The organism is Streptomyces coerulescens, assembly GCF_042657965.1.
GTDB classification, from domain to species: domain Bacteria; phylum Actinomycetota; class Actinomycetes; order Streptomycetales; family Streptomycetaceae; genus Streptomyces; species Streptomyces coerulescens.
Window position 1 is genome coordinate 505,278 of the sequence record NZ_JBHSKM010000008.1, and the last position, 20,664, is coordinate 525,941.

General features: G+C 71.4%; 14 protein-coding genes. 4 read left to right on the forward strand and 10 right to left on the reverse strand.

What is annotated here, in order from left to right; all coding sequences use genetic code 11:
- Positions 1-77 precede the first annotated feature (77 nt).
- From ACFPQ9_RS16560 to ACFPQ9_RS16575, 4 genes are all read right to left on the reverse strand, one after another.
- Positions 78-1,259: a serine/threonine-protein kinase gene (locus ACFPQ9_RS16560; protein WP_380853399.1), complete on the reverse strand. Its 1,182-nt coding sequence runs from the start codon at positions 1,257-1,259 to the stop codon at positions 78-80.
- A gap of 173 nt (positions 1,260-1,432) precedes the next feature.
- Positions 1,433-3,055 (reverse strand): serine/threonine-protein kinase, encoded by a 1,623-nt coding sequence (locus ACFPQ9_RS16565; RefSeq protein WP_380853401.1) that lies wholly within the window; start codon positions 3,053-3,055, stop codon positions 1,433-1,435.
- Between the two features lie 152 nt (positions 3,056-3,207).
- A complete protein-coding gene (locus ACFPQ9_RS16570) occupies positions 3,208-6,222 on the reverse strand; it encodes a protein kinase (RefSeq protein WP_380853404.1) in 3,015 nt (1,004 codons plus the stop codon).
- 185 nt (positions 6,223-6,407) lie between these two features.
- The gene (locus tag ACFPQ9_RS16575; protein ID WP_380853406.1) at positions 6,408-8,609 is read right to left on the reverse strand and encodes a serine/threonine-protein kinase; all 2,202 of its coding nucleotides are present in this window, start codon (positions 8,607-8,609) and stop codon (positions 6,408-6,410) included.
- A gap of 209 nt (positions 8,610-8,818) precedes the next feature.
- Here ACFPQ9_RS16575 and ACFPQ9_RS16580 point away from each other — a divergent pair, with 209 nt between their 5' ends.
- Positions 8,819-9,904 carry a serine hydrolase domain-containing protein gene (locus ACFPQ9_RS16580; protein ID WP_380853929.1) on the forward strand — a complete coding sequence of 362 codons (1,086 nt, stop codon included), beginning with the start codon at positions 8,819-8,821 and terminating at the stop codon, positions 9,902-9,904.
- Positions 9,905-9,977: 73 nt separating this feature from the next.
- Here ACFPQ9_RS16580 and ACFPQ9_RS16585 read toward each other — a convergent pair whose 3' ends face one another.
- Positions 9,978-11,684 carry a glycerol-3-phosphate dehydrogenase/oxidase gene (locus tag ACFPQ9_RS16585; RefSeq protein ID WP_380853408.1) on the reverse strand — a complete coding sequence of 569 codons (1,707 nt, stop codon included), beginning with the start codon at positions 11,682-11,684 and terminating at the stop codon, positions 9,978-9,980.
- Positions 11,685-11,946: 262 nt separating this feature from the next.
- Here ACFPQ9_RS16585 and ACFPQ9_RS16590 point away from each other — a divergent pair, with 262 nt between their 5' ends.
- Positions 11,947-13,155 (forward strand): nucleotide sugar dehydrogenase, encoded by a 1,209-nt coding sequence (locus tag ACFPQ9_RS16590; RefSeq protein ID WP_380853410.1) that lies wholly within the window; start codon positions 11,947-11,949, stop codon positions 13,153-13,155.
- Positions 13,156-13,708: 553 nt separating this feature from the next.
- Here the strand turns inward: ACFPQ9_RS16590 and ACFPQ9_RS16595 are convergent.
- From ACFPQ9_RS16595 to ACFPQ9_RS16610, 4 genes are all read right to left on the reverse strand, one after another.
- The gene (locus ACFPQ9_RS16595) at positions 13,709-14,833 is read right to left on the reverse strand and encodes a GuaB3 family IMP dehydrogenase-related protein (protein WP_380853412.1); all 1,125 of its coding nucleotides are present in this window, start codon (positions 14,831-14,833) and stop codon (positions 13,709-13,711) included.
- A 104-nt stretch (positions 14,834-14,937) separates the two neighbouring features.
- A complete protein-coding gene (gene guaB, locus ACFPQ9_RS16600; RefSeq protein WP_380853414.1) occupies positions 14,938-16,443 on the reverse strand; it encodes an IMP dehydrogenase in 1,506 nt (501 codons plus the stop codon).
- A gap of 154 nt (positions 16,444-16,597) precedes the next feature.
- Positions 16,598-17,185: a sigma-70 family RNA polymerase sigma factor gene (locus ACFPQ9_RS16605; protein ID WP_190072542.1), complete on the reverse strand. Its 588-nt coding sequence runs from the start codon at positions 17,183-17,185 to the stop codon at positions 16,598-16,600.
- 294 nt (positions 17,186-17,479) lie between these two features.
- Positions 17,480-18,091 carry a response regulator transcription factor gene (locus ACFPQ9_RS16610; RefSeq protein WP_003948568.1) on the reverse strand — a complete coding sequence of 204 codons (612 nt, stop codon included), beginning with the start codon at positions 18,089-18,091 and terminating at the stop codon, positions 17,480-17,482.
- Between the two features lie 381 nt (positions 18,092-18,472).
- Between ACFPQ9_RS16610 and ACFPQ9_RS16615 the strand changes: the two genes are divergently transcribed.
- A complete protein-coding gene (locus ACFPQ9_RS16615; protein ID WP_150500306.1) occupies positions 18,473-18,802 on the forward strand; it encodes a WhiB family transcriptional regulator in 330 nt (109 codons plus the stop codon).
- A gap of 85 nt (positions 18,803-18,887) precedes the next feature.
- On the opposite strand, the gene ACFPQ9_RS16620 is transcribed toward ACFPQ9_RS16615, so the two are convergent.
- Complete coding sequence (locus ACFPQ9_RS16620) at positions 18,888-19,784, reverse strand: LysR family transcriptional regulator (protein ID WP_380853417.1); 897 nt, start codon at positions 19,782-19,784, stop codon at positions 18,888-18,890.
- A 79-nt stretch (positions 19,785-19,863) separates the two neighbouring features.
- On the opposite strand from ACFPQ9_RS16620, the gene ACFPQ9_RS16625 reads away from it, so the two are divergent.
- A complete protein-coding gene (locus tag ACFPQ9_RS16625) occupies positions 19,864-20,532 on the forward strand; it encodes an MOSC domain-containing protein (protein ID WP_380853419.1) in 669 nt (222 codons plus the stop codon).
- Positions 20,533-20,664 lie beyond the last annotated feature (132 nt).

The following is a 20,664-nucleotide window of genomic DNA, read 5'->3' on the forward strand; positions in this document are numbered from 1 at the left end:
GCGGCAGGCCGTTGGGGAGCCAGCGGGAACGCTTTCCGGTCACAGAGCCGTGACTCGGGGTGCTCCTTATCTCCCCTTTATTCGGAGTTGGCGGGTACGGGGGCCGACGTACTCGACGAGGGGGTGGGGCTCGGAGAGGGAGCCGCGCTCGAAGAGGTGGACGGGCTCGGTGAAGGCGACCTCCCGGGCGGGCCGGTGGGCCGCGTCGACACGGACGGCGTGGTCGGCAGGGGCGGCGTGGTCGACACGGATGTACCCGGCGTCGAACTGCTCGGCACGACACCCCCGTCGCCACCCCCCTTCACCAGCAGCGCCGCCGCCGACACCCCCGCCACCGCCATCGCGGCGACCAGCACCACGGTGGCCAGCACACTGCGCGGCGAGTAGGTGTGATCGGCCCTGCCGAACCGTTTCGCCACAAGAGTGAGCCCCGTGTCCAGGAACTCCCGCAGCATCCGCTCCGCCCCCACGGCGTCCAGCCGCAGCCCCGGATCCCGCTCCAGCAGCCCCTGTACGACGGGCAGGATCGGCGCCGCCTGCGCCGGCGGACGTATCTCCTCGGACACCACCGCGAGCACCACGCCGCTCAGCGAGTCGCGCCGGAACGGCGACTCACCGCTCAGGGCGGCACACAGCAGCGCGCCCACCGACCACAGGTCGGAGGCCGGGCCGGTCCCGGCGCCGGACATCCGCTCGGGCGCGGTGTACTCGGGCGAGCCGACGAAGGACCCGGACTCGGTGAGCGTGGAGGCGCCCGGCACCTGGGCGATGCCGAAGTCGGTGAGGACGACGCGGTCGGTGCCGTCCTCGATGATCACGTTGGCCGGTTTGATGTCCCGGTGCAGCACACCGGCGGCATGGGCCGTGCGCAGCGCGCTCAGCAGGTCGGCGCCGATCCGGGCGGCCTCCCGGGCGTCAACGGGCCCGTGGGCCGCGATCCGGTCGGCGAGGGAGTCGCCGTCGATCAACTCCATGACGATGTAGGGGCGTTCGTCGTCCTCGACGACGTCATGGACGACGATCACATGCGGGTGGCTGAGCCGCGCCACCGCCTGCGCCTCGCGCAACGTCCGTTCGCGCTGGTGCCGGGCCTCGGCCGCGGAGAGCGTCTCGTCGAGGGGGAGCTCCTTGACGGCCACCCTGCGCCCGAGCAACTGGTCGGTCGCCCGCCATACGACACCCATGCCGCCGCGGCCGACCCTCGCGTCAAGGCGGTAACGCCCCGCGATCACACGGAAGTTGGCCCCCTCGGTCCCCATGCGCCCCATCATGCCGCACCGGACGGACCGACTCCGGGATGCCGATCGGCCAACTATGCAAAGGAGCAAACGACTTCAAAAGCCGCTCGACGCCACACCGCGACGTATCGGCCCACGCGATTTTCATGGGCCGATACACGACCGCTTTCCGTGAACAGGACCGGCAGCTCGGATCAGCCCTCCTGGAAGCTCCGCAGGATCCAGTCGAACTGCTTTCTCGTGGTGGCCCAGTCGTCGGTCGGCGCGGAAGCGTAGATGGCGTACTCGGTGCCGTCATCGTCCATGTACCCGACGTCGATCGCACGATAGGGCCCCGGGAAGTAGTGCGGCGCGTCCTTGGCCAGGGCGTTCCACGCGTACTCCCAGCGGGCGCCCGGCTGGTCGCGGAACAGCTCCTCCTTGAGGCTCAGCTGCTGGTAGTCCACAAGCCGCTGCGAGATCCGCTGGTCCAGGTTGCTCATGTGCTCGTACGAGGTGCGGAAGTCCGGTGCGGTGTCGACGGCGACCCGCACGAGGTGCTTGCCCTTGTCGGGCGAGTAGTCGACCTGCCGGAGACCGTCCTGGTCGATGGAGACGGACCGCTTCCACCCCTTGGGCAGGGAGATGCTGAAGCCCACCGGGTCGTCGCGCCGCTCCCAACCGTCGGGAACCGCACCCTGACCGCCCTCGTCGCCCGGCGTGGAGCTCGTACTCGGAGTCGACGATTCAGAGGCGGAGTCACCGGGGCCGCCCGTGCCGAACTGCTGCAGCGTGACCGCGACACCCCCGCCGACGATCGCCGCGAGGGCGACGACAAGAGCGAACGTACGCAGGCGGTGCCGCTTCGGCGGCACGGGCACGGGCATGGGTGCGGGGGCGGGCACAGGCCCGCTCGTCATCGGCGGATACGGAGTGCTCGCGACCGTCCCCGGTCCCGTGCGCACCTCCGGCTCGTACACGGCGGCGCGCTGCGTCGGCACATACACCTGCGCCGCGCTCGGCCTGCGTCCCTCCGCCGCCTCGGCCAGCATCTGCTCGGCCTCGGCCGCGTCGGGCCGGGTGGCCGGATCCTTACGCAGCAGGGCGGTGATCACGGGCGTGAGCGAGCCGCCGTACTGCGGCTCGGCGGGTTCCTCGTCCACGACCGCCTGCATGGTGCCCAGCGGCGAGGTGCGGCGGAAGGGAGAGCGGCCCTCCACGGCCGTGTACAGCGTCGCGCCGAGCGCCCACAAGTCCGAGGCGGCGCCGGGGTCGTGGCCGCGGACCCGCTCGGGGGCGAGGTAGTCGACGGAGCCGACGACCTCCCCGGTGCGGGTGATGGTGGTGTCGCCCTCGATCTGGGCGATACCGAAGTCGGTCAGCAGGACACGGCCGTCCTCGGAGAGCAGGACGTTGCCGGGCTTGACGTCGCGGTGCAGGACCCCCGCGGTGTGCGCGGCGCGCAGCGCCCGCAGCACCCACAGCCCGATCCGGGCTGCCTCGGTGGGCTCGACGCGTCCGCGCTCCTTGACCGCGTCGGCCAGCGAGTGCCCCTCGACCAGCTCCATCACGATCCACGGCCGGCCGTCGTGCTCCAGCACGTCGTGCACGGTGACGACCGCCGAGTGGTTGATGCGCGCGGCGGCCCGCGCCTCGGCCCGGGTGCGGGCGAGCAGCCGCTCCTGGTCGCTCTCGGAGACGTAGAGCGCGGCGGTCAACTCCTTGATCGCCACGGCCCGATGCAACACCTCATCGTGCGCACGCCAGACACGGCCCATACCGCCGCTGCCGATCGCGTCGGCGAGCCGGTAGCGGCCCGAAATGAGCTGGCCCTGCATCTGATTCACGTTGCCCCGCAATGTTCTTGACAGGGTCAGGTTAAGGATCGGCCGACGCGACCGGAACCACGGGGGTGCCAAGGAGACCGCACTGTGATGGTTGTCGCTTTCGGCGTCGGGAAGCAACCATCACCCAGGGTCCGCGGGCGCAATCACCCGGTGACCTGGTACGTCGCCGACGCCTGCTCGAACAGCCGGGTCACCTCGTCCCGCTCGGCCTCCGGCCCGCGCACCTGCACCACGTGGTACCGCCCGTCGATCAGGATCGCGAGATTGCGTACGAACAACTCGCGTCCCTCGTCGTCGGTCCAGGTGAACTGCCCCTCGGCCATGCTCCGCTCGCCGACCTGAATGGACTTCAGCCCGCTGGAGGAGGCCCAGCTGGAATCGCGGTACGGCTGCAACTCCCGTTCGTGCTCGCGCTGGTAGACCATCGGGTCGCCGCCGTACTGGTCGGTGCTGTCACGGCCCGGCACGACGAAGAGGTCGAAGTCGCCGTGCGAGTACACGACCTGCCCGCGCCCGTTCTTCGGCGTGCGGTCCCATCCGTTGGCGACGGCGACCTGGAAACCGGCGTCGTCCTTGCGCAGCGTGAAGCCGTCCGGGACCTCGGGGTCGTCGCTCTGCGGCTCGTCGTCGGAACCGGCCGACTCCGAGGGGCCGTTGCCGGGCTCCGGGGAGGTCTGGTCGGGCCGCGGTTCGCTGCTCGCCTCAGCGGACTCGCCGGTGTCCGCGTCTCCGGCCTGGCCGGCGGAGCCGGTGCGATCCCCGCCCGCCGTACCGGCGTTGCCCTGGTCGGCCTTCGGCATGAACATCATGGCGTACGTGATCGCCGCGGCCATGCCGAGCAGGACCAGCAGCAACAACGTACGTCCCAGCCTGCGCGGCGAGGCCGTCTCCTGCCTGGCCCGCTTGGCCCGCTTGTGCCGCCCGTGATGCGCGGGCAGACCGGCCCTGCGACGGCGGACCAACTCGCCCCGGCGCCGCACGATCGGCAGCCGGTTCGGGTCGACGGGCGGGGCGGCGACGACATGCGCACCGGCCTCCGGTTCTGGCGCGGACCGCACCAGCGAGCGCAGCCAGCCGCGCAGCTCCTCGAAGTCCAGGCGTTCGGTGGGGTCCTGACGCAGCAGCGACTCCACGACGGGCCTGAGCGGCCCGCACTCCTCGGCGAAGGCGGGCGGCTCCGCGCACACCATCTGCACCAGCTCGGCCGTCGACTCCTCCGGGTACGGCGCGTGCCCCTGCACGGCCCGGAACAGCAGCGCCCCCAGCGCCCACAGGTCGGTCGCGGGCCCGATCGGCGCGGCGAGCCGCCAGTTCTCATGCACGGGCCCGGCCTGCTCCGGCGCCCACCGCTCGGTCACGGGCCCGACAACAGCCATCCGAGCCTGCCGGGCCCGCTCCGCGGCGAGCGCGGTGGTGGGGCCTCGATGAGCGGGGACACCACCCTTCGCGAGGTCGTCCCAGCGGGCTGGAGGGTGGGGGGAGTTGCTGGGGGTGAGGGCCCCGGGGGCGGGGACGGGAGTGGTGCCGGGCGCCGGGGCGCCGGCGGCAGGCATGGGGGCAGGGACGCCGGGAGGGGGCACGGCGGTGCCGGGCGCGGGCACGAGGCTGCCGGGTGCCGGGGGGCCTTGCGCGGGGTAACCGGCGACGCCGGGAACGGAGGTGCCGACGTCGGGTCCGGGGGCGTCTTGGGCAGGGAATCCGCCACCGCCGGGGAGGGATGCGCCCCCGCCAGGCGCAAGGGTGCCCCGCACGGGAAAACCGTCAGCGCCGGAGCCCGGTGCGCCGGCACCAGGCCCGGGAGTGCCCGGCACAGGGGAACCACCGAGCCCGATAACCGGTGCGCCGGCCCCGGGCACGGTCTGGCCGGGTGGCGTGCCGTAGCCATCCTGGGCGCCCTGGCCCGCCGGGGGCAGGGCGGCGCGGTCGCGGCCCGCCTCCTGTGGTGTGCCGCCGGTCCCGCCACGGGGCGCGGCGCCGTGCCAGGGCGTGGCCTGCACGCCGTACGGGTCGGCGATCTGCCCCGGCGGCATCGCGACGCCGTCGCCGGAGGGATACGGCTGTTGCGTCGCGCCGTTGGCCTGGTACGCGGGGTCCCCTTCGGCCGCCGGACGGGCCCCCGGCAGTGCGGCGTGTCCGTTCTGCCGGCCTTCCTGCACTCGGGCCGCGGCCCGGGCGCCGGCCCGATACGCGGCGATCGCCCCGGCCCGCGCGGCCCTGATGTCGCCGCCGGTCTCCGGAGCAGCGCTCGGTGCCCCTCCCGAGGCCCCCGCCCCGTTGGCTCCGTCGGCCGTGGGCAACGGCAGCCCACCGGCCGCCCGCGCCTCTATCGCGGCCCGCCTGGCGGCCTCGGGGTCGGCGCCACCGACGCCGGCTCCACCAGCACCCGGCCCAACGGCTCCAGGGCTACCAGGGCCAGCAGGGACACCCGCGCCACCCGCGCCACCCGCGCCTGAGCCTCCTGCAAGGTGTCCCGGGCCACCGACACTGCCCCCCGGAGTCGGCCCCCCGACACCGTCACCGTCACCGTCCTCCACCGGCACCGGGTCGTACCCGCACAGCGCCTCCTCTGCGGCCCCCACCGCGAGCCCCGTCAGCATCACCCGGCCGTCGTCGCAGACGAGCACCGTGCGGGCGGTGATGTTCCGGTGGACCCAGCCGTGCGCGTGCAGCACCCGCAACGCCATGAGGACGTCGGAGGCGACCTCGGCGGCCCGATACGGCGTCAACGGCTTCTCGGCGAGCAGTGCGGCCAGCGGGCGCGCGGCCACGAACTCACTCACTATCCACAGCGAGCCGCCCTCGGCGAACACGTCGAAGACCTGGTCCAGCCGCGGATGGTCGGGGATCCGGGCCGTGGCCTGGGCCGCCTCGACCGCCCGCCGCACGGCGGGATCACCGGGCCGGCGGGTGCCGGACCGCGCCGAGGTCCGCCGCCCCGCCCCACGCTCGCGTGCGTCCCGCGCGGTGAAGCCCTCGGGCAGCCCCTCGGCGTCGAGCACCTCCGCCTCGACGACCTCCGGCAACGGCACCTGCCGGACCAGGACTTCCTGTCCGCTGTAGGTGTCGAAGGCGCGGGTCTCGGTGAGTTCGTACTCGTCGGAGGGTGGCAGCGGCAGGCGGTAGCGGTCGGCGAGCACCCGACCCGCATAGTCGTCCACGTTGCCTCCCCCGGCCGCCCGGTTGGTCAATTCCGTTCGCCTTGCGTCGCTTTCCGAGCACGCGACTGGATGCGCACGGTCCGCAAGCATTCACGATACGTGCCGGAGGCAACCCACAAAGAGAGGTTGTCGTATCTCACGGCTCGAACCCGGCCTTCGCGAGCCCTTGCGGGGACCTGCTCACCTCATGACTTCGGCTGGAACGAACCGGTCAGTGTCTTCCAGGTGTCCTTGCGGAGATCACTGCCCCAATCGGCGGCCTTCGCGGTGTACATCAGTGCATAGCCGCGACGGCCGTCCACGACGAACCCACGGTCGATCGTCCGGTACTTCGTCCCGCCGTCGACATAGGTGAACTCCCAGTCGGCCGTGTTCCAGCCGCGGTAGTCCACCTTCTCTATGCGGATCCGGTCGTACTGCGAGCGCTGCATGTACCGCTCCTGGTTCTTCCAGTCCGCCACCGGGTCGTCCTGCGGCGTGGACGTCCAGGCGACGAGCAGCTTCTGTCCGTCGGGCCCGGTGAACCGGTCCCCCGATGATCCCGTGGTCTCGTACTTCCAGCCCTTGGGCAGCCCGATCGAGTACCCCTGGTTCCCGTCGTAGGTCGAGACGGCCCCGCTGTCACCGCCGGACCCCGCCTCGGCGCCGCTCCCCCCGGTGGCGCTCGCCTCGGCGCTCGGGGTCTTCCCGTCACCGGATCCGGAACCCGAACCGGAACCGCTCGTCGCCGACGAGGACTTCTCCCCGTCCGCACGGTCCCCCTCGTCGTCCCGCTCGGTGTCGGAGCTCGCGCTCGCCTTGGTGGAGGCCTTGGCCCCGCCGTCGCCCGCCGCCCCGGTCGAGTCGTCGCCGCCGCGCAGGGCAATCGCCAGCACCACGCCGAGCACGGCGAGCGCCACGATCACCGCGATGATCACCAGCGTCCGCTTCGGCACCACATCGGTGAGCGGCGCCCTGGGTACGGACCGCTCCGGCAGATCCGGCGGCGGCATGACGGGCCAGCCCGAACTCCGTCCCCCGCTCTGCCCGTTCCCGGTCGTCACGTCCCGCTCACCGGCACCGGCACCGGCACCAGCACCAGCACCAGCACCAGCACCAGCACCAGCACCAGCACCAGCACCAGCACCAGCACCATTCTTGCCGCCGGCACCCGCGCCCGACCCGCCGGCCGCGCCGCCGCCCTCGGAACCGGAACCCCTACCGGAGCCTCCGGCACCCGCCGAAGTGCCGGTCCCGCCCGCCGCGGTGGGCGACTCATCGGTCGCTCCACCGCCCGCGACGGAGCCGGAATCGGCCTTCTCACTCCCGGACTTGCCCCGTGTGGCAGCCGCCGCCGTCCCCGCGCTCACAGCGGCCTTGCGCACGGAACGCAACGCGCCGCGCAACCGCTCTCCGGCCTCCTCGCCCCGCTTCCCCGCGGACCCGGCACCCGAACGCCCCTTGCTCTCCCGGCCGTCGGGCTGCGGCGGCAGGGGCACGACCTTCGTGGCGTCCGCCGGCTCCGGCTCGGCCTTGCGCTCGGGCGCGTGGATGACGGCGTTGAGCATCGCCCGCGCACCGGCGTCGTCGAGCCGCTTCTCGGGGTCCTTGGTGAGCAGACCGTAGATGACGTCCCGCAGCGGACCCGCGTTCTTCGGCTCCTCCATCGGCTCGGTCATCACCGCGGTGAGCGTGGCGATCGCGGAGCCCTTGTCGTACGGCGGCACACCCTCGACCGACGCGTACAACAGCCCGCCCAGCGACCACAGGTCGGCCGCGGGGCCCGGCTTGTGGCCGCGGGCCCGCTCCGGGGAGATGTAGGAGGGCGCGCCGACGAGCATGCCGGTCGAGGTGATGGACGGGTCGCCCTCGACCTGGGCGATACCGAAGTCGGTGAGCACGACCCGGTCGGTGTCGGACTCCAGCAGGACGTTCGACGGCTTCACGTCGCGGTGCAGGATGCCCTCGCGATGCGCGGACCGCAGCACGTCGAGCACGGCCAGGCCCACCTCGGCCGCCCGCTTGGGTTCCAGCAGGCCGTCCTCCCGGATGACCTCGGCGAGCGACTTGCCCTCGACGAGCTCCATCACGATCCAGGGCCGGTCGTCCTCGTCGACCACGTCGAACACAGTGACCGCGCTGTTGTTGCGGATCCGGGCGATCGCCTTTGCCTCACGCAGGGTGCGCGTGATCAGGCGCCGCTTCTCCTCCTCGTCGATGTTCGACGGGAACCGCAGCTCCTTGACGGCGACGGTGCGCCCCAGTGTCTCGTCGACGGCACGCCACACCGTGCCCATGCCGCCCCTGCCGAGCACACCGCCCAGCCGGTACCGCCCCGCGAGGAGACGCTCACGGTCGTCCTGACGAGTGTCCTGACGAGATGTCCCCGCCCGCTCCGCCTCCGACATGCGTCCCCTCATACAACCCGCCCTGACAGAGCCTCCATTGTCTCTCACCCGACAAGTGCCCGACGCCCAGGGTGCCCCTCGCACGGCCACCCGCCCGCACGGCGCGGTGCCCGGACCCGCTCTCACCCGGGGCCCGGTGTACCGCGCGTAACAGCGCCCGGCATGATGAGCCGCGGTGAGGGGAGGGAACCCGCATGGCGCGACCTGTGATGCCACTGCTTCGGACACTACTGGCCCTCCCTGTGCTCCTGACGCTTCTCGGCCTCGTGTCCCCGTCGCTCCTGGGCCTGTCCCCGACCGGCCGGCCGGCTCTGACCAGTTCGTCGGCATCCGGGGCTCCGGCGACGGACACCCTGCTCGCGCGGCTCGTCACCCGGGGAAAGGCCCCCGCTGCGGCCCTGCTGGCCCGCGAGGAGACCGGCACCCACTACACCCGCGCCGGTCAGGGCATAGCCCGCACCGACCACTTCCGCGCCGGCAGCATGACGAAGACCTTCATCGCGACCGTCGTCCTGCAACTGGCCGCGGAGCGACGGCTGTCCCTGTCCGACACGGTGGAGCGGCACCTTCCGGGCCTGGTGCGCGGGGCGGGCAACGACGGGCGCGCGCTGACCCTTCGTTCCCTGCTGACCCACACCAGCGGCCTGTACGACTTCGCCGTCGCGACCAGGGGCGCTCTGCCCGTGACGCCGCTTCAAGCTGTCCGAATAGCGCTCGCCCACCCCCCTGCCGCCCGCGGCGACTTCTCCTACTCGAACACCAACTACGTGTTGCTCGGCCTGGTCGTCGAGCAGGTCACCGGCCGCTCCTACGCCGCCGAGGCCGAGCAGCGCATCATCGCCCCGCTGGGTCTGACCGGCACCTCCTTTCCTGGTTCCCGCACCTCGCTGCCCTCCCCGCACGGCCGTGCCTACGCCACCGACGGGACCGATGTCACCGAACTCGACCCGCGGGTGGCCGGCGCCTCCGGTGAGCTGGTGACCACGCTCGCCGACCTCGACCGCTTCTACGCCGCCCTGCTCGGCGGCCGGCTGCTGCCCCCGCCCCGGCTGCGCGAGATGCTGGACACCCGTGCCGCACACGGCTTGTACGGCATGGGGCTCTTTCCCGTGAAACTGCGCTGCGGCACCGTCGTATGGGGCCACAGCGGGCGCATATCCGGCAGTTACGTGCGCTCCGCGGCCACCGTCGACGGGCGTCGTGTCATGACGTTCCGGGTGAACACGACGGCGATCGCAGATCCCGGCCTCGAACCCCGGCTGCTCGCCGCCGAGTTCTGCCCTGGCACCAGGTAGAACGGCCGAGGTTCGCGCAGAGATCCCATCTCCGGCCACCCGTTCGGGTGACGTTCTCCGACCTTCTCGGCTGCTACAGCGGCACGATGTCCGGCGCCCCCAGCCGTGCCGCGTCCGCCGTGAGGTCGTCCGGCTGACGCTGCGACTCCCGCTCGGCCTCCACCCGCTTCTGGTAGTGCTCGACCTCGCGCTCGATGTGGTCCTTGTCCCAGCCAAGCACCGGTGCCATCAGCTCGGCCGCCTCGCGCGCGCACCGGGTGCCACGGTCGAACGTCTCGATGGAGATCCGGGTGCGCCGCGTCAGCGCGTCGTCCAGATGGCGCGCCCCCTCGTGCGAGGCGGCGTACACGATCTCGGCGCGCAGATAGTCGTCGCCGGATCCGAGGGGCTCGCCCAGAGCCGGATTGGCGGTGATGAGTTCGAGCACCTCCTCCGCGAGCGATCCGTACCGGTTCAACAGGTGTTCCACGCGCACCACATGCAGGCCCGTCCGCGCCGCGATCCGCGCACGCGCGTTCCACAGGGCCCGGTATCCCTCCGCCCCCAGCAGTGGAATGTCCTCCGTGACGCACTCGGCGACCCGCATGTCGAGCCCGTGCACCGCCGCGTCGACCGCGTCCTTGGCCATCACGCGGTACGTCGTGTACTTGCCGCCGGCCACGACGACCAGGCCGGGCACGGGGTGTGCCACGGTGTGTTCGCGCGAGAGCTTGCTGGTGGCGTCCGACTCGCCGGCCAGCAGGGGCCGCAGTCCGGCGAACACGCCCTCCACGTCGTCCCGGGTCAGCGGTACCGCGAGCACCGAGTTGACGTGTTCCAGCAGGTAGTCGATGTCCGCGCTGGACGCGGCCGGGTGGGCCTTGTCGAGGTCCCAGTCGGTGTCGGTGGTGCCGACGATCCAGTGTCGACCCCAGGGGATGACGAACAGCACGGACTTCTCGGTGCGCAGGATCAGCCCCGTCGAGGAGTGGATGCGGTCCTTGGGCACGACGAGGTGGATGCCCTTGGAGGCGCGGACGTGGAACTGCCCGCGCTCCCCCACCATCGACTGGGTGTCGTCGGTCCACACACCGGTGGCGTTGACGATCTGCTTGGCGCGGACCTCGTACTCCCCGCCGGCCTCGACGTCCTGCACCCGGGCCCCGACGACCCGCTCGCCCTCACGCAGGAACGCCGTCACGCGCGCGCGGTTGGCGGCCTTCGCGCCGTAGGCCGCCGCCGTGCGCACGAGGGTGGCCACATAGCGGGCGTCGTCCATCTGGGCGTCGTAGTACTGCAACGCGCCGACCAGCGCGTCCTTGCGCAGGGCCGGGGCGACACGCAGGGCGTGACGGCGGGTCAGATGGCGGTGCAGGGGCAGGCCGCGCCCGTGCCCGCGGGCCATCGACATGGCGTCGTAGAGCGCGACGCCCGAGCCCGCGTACAGCCGCTCCCAGCCCTTGTGCTGGAGCGGGTACAGGAACGCCACCGGTTTCACCAGGTGCGGGGCGAGCCGCTCGAGCAGCAGCCCGCGTTCCTTGAGGGCTTCCCGTACGAGGACGAAGTCGAGCATCTCCAGATAGCGCAGGCCGCCGTGGATGAGCTTGCTGGACCTGCTGGAGGTGCCCGAGGCCCAGTCGCGGGCCTCGACCAGTCCGGTGGACAGTCCGCGGGTCACCGCGTCGAGCGCTGTGCCCGCGCCCACGACACCACCGCCCACGACCAGTAGGTCCAGCTCGCGCTCGGCCATTGCCGCCAGTGACTCGGCGCGCTCGGCCGGCCCCAGTGTCGCTGTCCTCACCGCTGCCTCCCGCTCATCGGTCGGGTGGGCCGCACCCGTCGGGCGAAGCCTGGTTCCTACCCCCATGCCCAAAATTCTGACCGGGTTGCCCGACTTCAGCCACCACTCACCCCGGGCCTGTGGACAACACTCCCGGAAACGCGATCATTCAATGCCGCAAATCGGTCATATTTACTCCTAGTCTGACATTGCGCTCCCTCGTCCTGTCCACAGGGGTTGCGCAACTGCCCCGCTTCGGTTACTGGGAAGGACGGCCCACGCCATGCCCGCAGATCTCGCCGTCATCGGACTGGGCCCGTACGGCCTGCCGCTGGCCAAGGCCGCCGTCGCCGCCGGCATCCCCACGCTCGGCTACCGGACCGGGCCCGAGGCGGGCTCTCTCAGTCCCGCCGAACTGCGCCGGATGCTCTCGGGGGGCTTCCGGCACGCCACGAACCCGGCCGAACTCGGCCGGGTCCGCACCGCCGTCATCTGCCCCGCGACCCCGCGCGGCGCGGACGGCTCGCTCGATCTGGGCCAGATGGAGGCGTCCGCCCGCACCCTGGCCGGACAGCTGCGCCCGCACACCACCGTCATCCTGGAGTCGCCGGTGCCGCCGGGCACCACCGAGAACGTGCTGCGTCCGCTCCTCGAAGAGGGTTCGGGGATGCGCGCCGGCCGCGACTTCCACCTGGCGTACTCCCCCAGCCGCGTCGACCCCGGCAACCGACACTTCTCGCCCGCCAACACGCCCCAGGTCATCGGTGGGCTCACACCCGCGTGCACCGAGTCGGCGGCCGCCTTCTACGGCCGTCTCACCGACAAGGTGGTACGCGCGCGTGGCACGCGCGAGGCGGAGACCGTGCAGGTCCTGGAGACCAATTTCCGGCACGTCAACATCGCCCTCGTCAATGAAATGGCCGTCCTCTGCCATGACTTGGGCGTCGACCTGTGGGACGTCATCCGCTGCGCGGAGACCAAGCCGTTCGGCTTCCAGGCCTTCCGCCCCGGCCCCGGCGTCGGCGGCCACGCCGTCCCGCAGGACCTCGCAGGCCCCGCCGGCCGCACCCTGCGCATGGTCGGACTGGCCCAGCAGGTCAACAGCCAGATGCCCCGCTACGTCGTCCAGCGCGCCGCCGCCCTCCTCAACGAGCACGGCAAGTCCGCCCGCGGCGCCCGCATCCTCCTGCTCGGCGTCACCTACAAGCCCGACCTCGCCGACCAGCAGTCCACCCCCGCACAGGAGGTCGCCACCCGGCTGCTGGAGCTGGGCGGGTCCATCAGCTACCACGACCCCTACATCGCCTCCTGGAGCGTCCTGGACCGCCCGGTCCCGCGCGCGGACGCCCTGTACGAGGCCGTCGCGGAGGCCGATCTGACGATCCTGCTCCAGCAGCATCGGACGTACGACCTTCAGGGGCTGTCGGTGAAGGCGCAGCTATTGCTCGATACGCGGGGGGCAGCGCCTACGGGGGCGGCGCATCGGTTGTGAAGGGGGCGCACGGGGTGCGCGAGCCTCCGGGGTTGGTGGCGTGGGAAATTCCGCGCCGGTACCGTATGGAGAGGTGGAGCCCACCGCAGTGGGTGCTGCAGCGGGCTCCGAGCTGATTCACGGGTGTCCGCCCCTAGTCTCTATAGGGGCGGCCGCTCACCAGCCGTAAATCCACAAGATGCACCTCCACCGGAACTTCACCAGCCGAAGCCAAGTGCGATCCCAGCGGATGGGCTTGCGGTGACGGCCCATGGGCGCGCCCCCTTCCACGATGCCGCCCATAGACCCGGTAGGCGGTGCGTCCGGAGCTCGGGCCGGGGTCCGAGGGCCGGGGTCCGGAACATCTCCTTGGAAGGGGGCGCCCCAGAGAGCTTGGGTCGCCGATCACCGACATTACCGACTGCGCTCACCCATTCAGCCCGCATTCGCCCGAAACACAACCATGCGCCCCCACCCGCCCAACGCGCCCCCACTCAGCCCCACTTGGGTACACAAAGGGCCGGTCACCCCACCCGGGGTGACCGGCCCTTCCTCGACGAAGGCGTCGTAGGGACTACCGCGTGTGCTGCGAGTCCGCGACCGTCACCTCGACCCGCTGGAACTCCTTCAGTTCGCTGTAGCCGGTCGTGGCCATGGCACGACGCAGGGCGCCGAAGAAGTTCATCGAGCCGTCGGGGGTGTGCGACGGGCCCGTCAGCACCTCCTCGATGGTGCCGACCGTGCCCAGGTCGACCTTCTTGCCGCGCGGCAGATCTTCGTTGACCGCCTCCATGCCCCAGTGGTTCCCCTTGCCCGGGGCGTCCGTGGCGCGGGCCAGCGGGGAGCCCATCATCACGGCGTCGGCGCCGCAGGCGATCGCCTTGGGAAGATCGCCGGACCAGCCGACGCCGCCGTCGGCGATCACGTGGACGTACCGGCCGCCGGACTCGTCCATGTAGTCACGGCGGGCCGCGGCCACGTCGGCCACCGCCGTCGCCATCGGGACACGGATGCCCAGGACATTGCGCGTGGTGTGCGCGGCGCCGCCGCCGAAGCCGACCAGGACGCCCGCCGCGCCGGTCCGCATCAGGTGCAGGGCGGCGGTGTACGTGGCGCAGCCGCCGACGATCACGGGGACGTCGAGTTCGTAGATGAACTGCTTCAGGTTCAGCGGCTCGTGCGAGGACGAGACATGCTCGGCGGAGACCGTCGTGCCGCGGATGACGAAGATGTCCACGCCGGCGTCGACGACCGCCTTGGAGAACTGGGCCGTGCGCTGCGGGGAGAGCGCGGCGGCCGTGACCACGCCCGAGTCGCGCACCTCCTTGATGCGCTGCCCGATCAGCTCCTCCTTGATGGGAGCGGCGTAGACCTCCTGGAGGCGGCGCGTGGCGGCCTCGGTGGGCAGCTGGGCGATCTCGTCGAGCAGCGGCTGCGGGTCCTCGTACCGCGTCCACAGTCCTTCGAGGTTCAGCACGCCGAGGCCGCCGAGCTCGCCGATGCGGATCGCGGTGGCCGGGGAGACGACCGAGTCCATGGGGGCGGCCAGGAAGGGCAGCTCGAAGCGGTAGGCGTCGATCTGCCAGGCGATCGAGACCTCCTTCGGGTCCCGCGTACGGCGGCTGGGGACGACGGCGATGTCGTCGAAGGCGTACGCCCGGCGGCCGCGCTTGCCGCGCCCGATCTCGATCTCAGTCACGTCTGTGGCCTTTCCCTGATGCGTTCAGCGTCTTCCAGTATCGCCGACGGGCACGACGAGGGCGGCCCCGGATGCTTCCGGAGCCGCCCCATAAGGCGTGCTGCCTACTTACGGCTGTAGTTCGGCGCCTCGACCGTCATCTGGATGTCGTGCGGGTGGCTCTCCTTCAGGCCCGCCGAGGTGATCCGCACGAACTGGCCCTTGTCCTGGAGCTCGGGGACCGTGCTGCCGCCGACGTAGAACATCGACTGGCGCAGACCGCCGACCAGCTGGTGGACGACGGAGGACAGCGGGCCGCGGTAGGGCACCTGGCCCTCGATGCCCTCGGGGATCAGCTGCTCGTCGGAGGCGACGCCCTCCTGGAAGTAGCGGTCCTTGGAGAACGACTTGCGGTCGCCGCGGGTCTGCATGGCGCCGAGCGAGCCCATGCCGCGGTACGACTTGAACTGCTTGCCGTTGATGAACAGCAGCTCGCCCGGGGACTCCTCGCAGCCCGCGAGCAGCGAGCCGAGCATCACGGTGTCGGCGCCCGCGACCAGGGCCTTGGCGATGTCGCCGGAGTACTGCAGACCGCCGTCGCCGATGACCGGGACGCCGGCCGCCTTGGCGGCGAGGGAGGCCTCGTAGATGGCGGTGACCTGCGGGACACCGATGCCGGCGACCACTCGGGTCGTACAGATGGAGCCGGGGCCGACGCCGACCTTGATGCCGTCCACGCCGGAGTCGATGAGCGCCTGGGCGCCGTCCTTGGTGGCGATGTTGCCGCCGATGACGTCGACGCCGGAGGAGTTCGACTTGATCTTGGCGACCATGTCGCCGACCAGGCGGGAGTGGCCGTGCGCGGTGTCGACGACGATGAAGTCGACGCCCGCCTCGATCAGCGCCTGGGCGCGCTCGAAGGAGTCACCGGCGACACCGACCGCGGCACCGACGATCAGACGGCCCTCGGCGTCCTTCGCGGCGTTCGGGTACTTCTCCGCCTTGACGAAGTCCTTGACGGTGATCAGGCCCTTGAGGACGCCGTGGTCGTCGACCAGCGGCAGCTTCTCGATCTTGTGCTTGCGCAGCAGCTCGATGGCCTCGACGCCGGAGATGCCCACCTTGCCGGTGACCAGCGGCATCGGCGTCATGACCTCGCGCACCCGGCGGCTGCGGTCGCTCTCGAAGGCCATGTCACGGTTGGTGACGATGCCCAGCAGCTTGCCGGCCGGGTCGGTGACGGGGATGCCGCTGATGCGGAACTTGGCGCACATCGCGTCGGCCTCGGCGAGCGTGGCGTCCGGGTGGATGGTGATCGGGTTGGCCACCATGCCGGACTCGGAGCGCTTCACCAGGTCGACCTGGTTGGCCTGGTCCTCGATGGAGAGGTTGCGGTGCAGAACGCCGACGCCGCCCTGGCGGGCCATCGCGATCGCCATGCGCGACTCGGTGACCTTGTCCATGGCGGCGGACAGCAGCGGGATGCTGACCCGCACGTTCTTGGAGACGTACGAGGCGGTGTCGATCTCGTCCGGTGCCATGTCCGACGAGCCCGGCAGCAGCAGCACGTCGTCGTAGGTCAGCCCGAGAGTCGCGAATTTACCGGGCACTCCGTCGACGTTGGCAGTCATGACACCTTCCCCAAATGGCCTTGATCGGTGCGGATGTCCATGCTAACGGGAAGCGTGGCCAGCAAATTCCACGGTTCTGTATGGCTCCGGGCTTCGTATGTTCGTACGGAATCGAAGGGGAGCCCGTTCATTTCGGGGCGCGCCCAGGGGAGCACTACTGCTCGGCGAGCGCGCGCAGCCGGCTCAGGGCCCGGTGCTGCGCCACCCGGACTGCTCCGGGTGACATTCCCAACATCTGTCCGGTCTCCTCCGCGGTCAACCCCACGGCGATCCGCAGCAGCAATAGCTCGCGCTGGTTCTCGGGCAGGTTGGCCAGCAGCTTCTTGGCCCACTCGGCGTCGCTGCTGAGCAGCGCCCGCTCCTCCGGGCCGAGGGAGTCGTCCGGGCGCTCGGGCATCTCGTCCGAGGGGACCGCGGTGGAACCCGGGTGCCGCATCGCCGCCCGCTGCAGGTCGGCGACCTTGTGTGCGGCGATGGCGAAGACGAACGCCTCGAAGGGACGTCCGGTGTCCCGGTAGCGCGGCAGCGCGAGGAGGACCGCGACACAGACCTCCTGGGCGAGGTCCTCGACGAAGTGCCGGGCGTCGCCCGGGAGGCGGGACAGCCTGGTGCGGCAGTAGCGCAGGGCCAGGGGGTGGACATGCGCGAGCAGATCGTGCGTGGCCTGCTCGTCCCCGTCCACGGCGCGATGGACGAGTGCACCGATCGCCCCTGCGGCTTTGGCCGCCTCGTCGTCGCGCATCGGTCCATCGTGCCTTGCGGCCGTGTGCTCCGTGGCATCGCGCCCGATGTTGTGCACCGAAGCGTTATGAGCAGGTGCGCCGGAACTCATCCCCTGCGCCCTCCCCTTCCGCTCGACCGACTCGTCCCCGAGAGACTCCACACCTCAAGGATGCGGCATCCGCGCCGAAACGAGCAGCGGGCACCGACAGGACCCCTTGACCGACCCCGCAGCCGCGCCCCCAAAGGGGCGCGGGGAACTGCGCGACCAGCCACAAACGACCCGCACACGGCAACGGACCGATGGACCGAGCTCTTAGCGAACCAGACCCCACCGGAAGCCGAGCGCCACGGCGTGTGCCCGGTCCGAGGCGCCGAGCTTCTTGAACAGTCGCCGGGCGTGCGTCTTCACGGTGTCCTCGGACAGGAACAGCTCCCGCCCGATCTCCGCGTTGGAGCGGCCGTGGCTCATGCCTTCGAGCACCTGGATCTCACGCGCCGTGAGCGTGGGCGCGGCGCCCATCTCTGCGGAGCGCAGTCGGCGCGGGGCAAGACGCCAGGTCGGGTCGGCCAGCGCCTGGGTCACCGTGGCCCGCAACTCGGCGCGCGAGGCGTCCTTGTGCAGATAGCCGCGCGCCCCGGCGGCGACCGCGAGGGCCACGCCGTCCAGGTCCTCGGCGACCGTGAGCATGATGATGCGCGCGCCGGGGTCGGCGGACAGCAGCCGCCGCACGGTCTCTACGCCGCCCAGTCCGGGCATGCGTACGTCCATCAGGATCAGGTCCGAACGGTCCGCGCCCCAGCGGCGGAGGACTTCCTCGCCGTTGGCCGCGGTCGTCACGCGCTCGACGCCGGGCACGGTCGCGACCGCGCGGCGGAGCGCCTCTCGGGCAAGCGGGGAGTCGTCGCAGACGAGGACGGATGTCATGGCCGCCCTCCGCAGCTGATGCACGTCACCTTGAGCCTCCAGGCTGGTACGAAATCGTCACCTGTGCGGTCGACCGTCTCGGACGCCTGCCCGAGCGCTTGTTGCTTCAACCGCCTCCGCCCTCTCAACGACGGTCACTCGAAAGAGTTACGGGGGCATGCGCCGTCTTCGGCACTCTACGTGAGGGGACGGACACGGGGCAGACATGCAGGGCCGACCCACAATGTTTCATCACAACCCATGCCCCATTCAGCCCTTTTTCTTCCCGTTTCTTGGCGTTTGGAGCTAGATTCGCAATGAGTCATATTTTCATCTCCTTAGATCGTAGATGTACGGTCGTAGACACCGTATCCGCCCAGAACGGCTACAAGGGGTCACGCAATGGCAGATTTCTCCCGCCTTCCCGGACCGAACGCGGACCTGTGGGACTGGCAGCTGCTGGCTGCTTGCCGCGGGGTGGACAGCTCGCTCTTCTTTCATCCGGAGGGCGAGCGCGGTGCGGCCCGGAGCGCTCGAGAGAACTCGGCCAAGGAGGTCTGCATGAGGTGCCCGGTGCGCGCGCAGTGCGCGGCGCATGCGCTGGCGGTACGCGAACCGTACGGCGTCTGGGGCGGCTTGACCGAGGACGAGCGCGAGGAACTCATGGGGCGGGCCCGCAACCGGCTGGTGTCGGCATCGACGACCAGCGGCGACGCCGGTCCGCACACCTGAAGGAACGTTTCTGCACACCAGGGCACGCGGGTGCGTGCCCTTCCTTCTGCGCCGGCCGGCGGGCGACCGCTCGCCGTGCGCCGCGCTAGCGGGCCGCGGCGCGCGCCAGCTGCTCCAGCGTCGCCGCGACGGCCGGCACCTGCGCCAGATCACTCAGCGTGAGCGCGACGATCTCCCGCCGCACGGCCGGTTCCAGCGTGAGCATGCGCGCACCCCGTGGCCGTACGGACTCGACGGCCAGCTGCGGCAGGACGGCCACGCCCAGACCGGCGCCCACCAGGCCGACGACCGCCGGATAGTCGTCGGTGGCGAAGTCGATGCGGGGCGTGAAGCCCGCGCCCTCGCACACCTCGACCAACTGACCCCGGCAGCGCGGGCACCCGGCGATCCACGGCTCGGCCGCGAGCTCGCCGATGGAGACGGACCGCGCGCGTGCCAGCCGGTGCCGCTCCGGTACGAGGCCGACGAGACGGTCCGTCAGCAGGGGACGTACGACGAGGTCGTCCCACTCCCCTTCCTGGGGCGCGCCCTCGTAGCGGAAGGCGAGTGCCACGTCGCAGTCGCCCTCGCGCAGCATCTCGACGGACTTCGGCGGCTCCGCCTCCTCCAGCGAGACGCGGGTGCCGGGGTGCGCGGCGCGCAGGGCGGCGAGGGCGGTCGGGACGAGGGTGGAGCTGCCGCTGGGGAAGGAGACGAGCCGTACCCGCCCGGCGCGCAGTCCGGCGATCGCGGCGACCTCCTCCTCGGCGGCGGTGAGCCCCGAGAGGATCCCGGCGGCGTGCCGCACCAGCGCCTCACCCGCCTGGGTCAGCCGCATCTCGCGCCCGCTGCGGACCAGCAGGGGTGTGCCGACGGACGACTCCAGGGCCTTCATCTGCTGGCTGACGGCGGGCTGGGTGCAGCCGAGCTCGCGCCCCGCCGCGGAGAAGGAACCGGTGGCGGCGACAGCGCGCAACACACGGAGATGCCGAGCCTCGATCACCCCCTGAGTATAAGCGAGCCTTGGGCACGGCGAGGAATTATGCGTGGACGCTTTGATCGCCGTCGCTTACCGTGCGGTCATGAAGCTTCTGTCTGTGAACCTGGGCCACCGGAAGTACGTGCCCTACACCGATCACCCCGAAGGCGTGACCGGGATCGACAAGCAGCCGGTGGAGGGGCCGGTGCGGGTGGCGGCGCCCGGGCCCAAGGGGACCGGGGGCAGCGGCGTGGCCGGGGACCAGGTGTGCAGCCTGCGTCACCACGGCGGTGACGACCAGGCCGTGTACGCGGTCGCGCGCGAGGACCTCGACGACTGGGAGCGCGAGCTGGGGCGCCCGCTGGCGAACGGCGTCTTCGGCGAGAACCTCACGACATCGGGCCTTGACGTGTCCGGCGCCCTGATCGGGGAGCGCTGGCGGATCGGGTCCGAGGTGGTGCTGGAGGTCACCAGCGGCCGGATTCCCTGTCGCACCTTCCAGGGCCATGTGGGTGAGCGACAGTGGGTGAAGCGGTTCATGGCCAAGGGTGCGCCCGGCGCGTATCTGCGGGTGATCGAGCCGGGTGAGATCCGGGCGGGCGACGCGGTGGAGATCGTGCACCGTCCCGACCATGACGTGACGGTGACTCTTCAGTTCCGGGCGGTGACGACGGAGCGGGGGCTGCTGCCGCGACTGCTGGCGGCCGGCGAGGCGCTGCACCCGGAGTCGCTGGAGGCGGCGCACAAGTACGTGGCACAGCACGGCGCCTGACGGTATGTCATTCAATGGCCCGCGACCTCACGGTCACGCATCCGCCGACAGGTCCTCTCGACGGCCGTCTTCGTCCGGGCTTCACCGATCGGGAGGGCCTGTGCAGCAAACGGATGCACGTGGTCCGGGTCA

What these genes read in the sequence shown, in the direction of transcription:
- ACFPQ9_RS16610 (WP_003948568.1), bottom strand. Translation starts at nt 18,091, where the DNA reads ATGACATCCGTCCTCGTCTGCGACGACTCCCCGCTTGCCCGAGAGGCG.
- ACFPQ9_RS16580 (WP_380853929.1), top strand. Translation starts at nt 8,819, where the DNA reads ATGCCACTGCTTCGGACACTACTGGCCCTCCCTGTGCTCCTGACGCTT.
- ACFPQ9_RS16565 (WP_380853401.1), bottom strand. Translation starts at nt 3,055, where the DNA reads ATGCAGGGCCAGCTCATTTCGGGCCGCTACCGGCTCGCCGACGCGATC.
- ACFPQ9_RS16625 (WP_380853419.1), top strand. Translation starts at nt 19,864, where the DNA reads ATGAAGCTTCTGTCTGTGAACCTGGGCCACCGGAAGTACGTGCCCTAC.
- ACFPQ9_RS16615 (WP_150500306.1), top strand. Translation starts at nt 18,473, where the DNA reads ATGGCAGATTTCTCCCGCCTTCCCGGACCGAACGCGGACCTGTGGGAC.
- guaB (WP_380853414.1), bottom strand. Translation starts at nt 16,443, where the DNA reads ATGACTGCCAACGTCGACGGAGTGCCCGGTAAATTCGCGACTCTCGGG.
- ACFPQ9_RS16590 (WP_380853410.1), top strand. Translation starts at nt 11,947, where the DNA reads ATGCCCGCAGATCTCGCCGTCATCGGACTGGGCCCGTACGGCCTGCCG.
- ACFPQ9_RS16605 (WP_190072542.1), bottom strand. Translation starts at nt 17,185, where the DNA reads ATGCGCGACGACGAGGCGGCCAAAGCCGCAGGGGCGATCGGTGCACTC.
- ACFPQ9_RS16575 (WP_380853406.1), bottom strand. Translation starts at nt 8,609, where the DNA reads ATGTCGGAGGCGGAGCGGGCGGGGACATCTCGTCAGGACACTCGTCAG.
- ACFPQ9_RS16560 (WP_380853399.1), bottom strand. Translation starts at nt 1,259, where the DNA reads ATGGGGACCGAGGGGGCCAACTTCCGTGTGATCGCGGGGCGTTACCGC.